This window comes from Pseudoalteromonas sp. CR1, from assembly GCF_019392235.1.
Lineage (GTDB): Bacteria > Pseudomonadota > Gammaproteobacteria > Enterobacterales > Alteromonadaceae > Pseudoalteromonas.
The window spans coordinates 1-280 of the sequence record NZ_JAHXRM010000154.1; the positions used below are offsets into that span (position 1 = coordinate 1).

Below are 280 nucleotides of genomic sequence, written 5' to 3' on the forward strand. Positions count from 1 at the left end.
TATTGGTCACGTCGACGAGATAGCGCTGTCTGGGCTTGACGGTGCGCAAGGTTATGACCAGCTCAGCCGTCAGGTTTGCCAGCAGGAAGGTGAGCTGCGAGTGGATGGCGGCTGCCAGCGGGTGTTCCAGCATGAGGGTGAATTGCAGCTCAAGGACCACGCCTGGCAACGCGAACTGTGCATCGACACCGGCGACAGCGCCGACACCGTGGTATGGCATCCGGGCAGCCGGCCGTTACTGGGCGTGAGCTTTAACGAGGCGTCAGGGTTTGTGTGCGTG

Annotated in this window: 1 protein-coding gene; it reads right to left on the bottom strand. The window is 61.8% G+C overall.

All coding sequences use genetic code 11. From position 1 onward, the window contains the following. The coding region (locus KZZ04_RS18890; protein ID WP_219423787.1) for a hypothetical protein at positions 1–220 on the bottom strand (220 nt) is incomplete at its 3' end. Positions 221–280 lie beyond the last annotated feature (60 nt).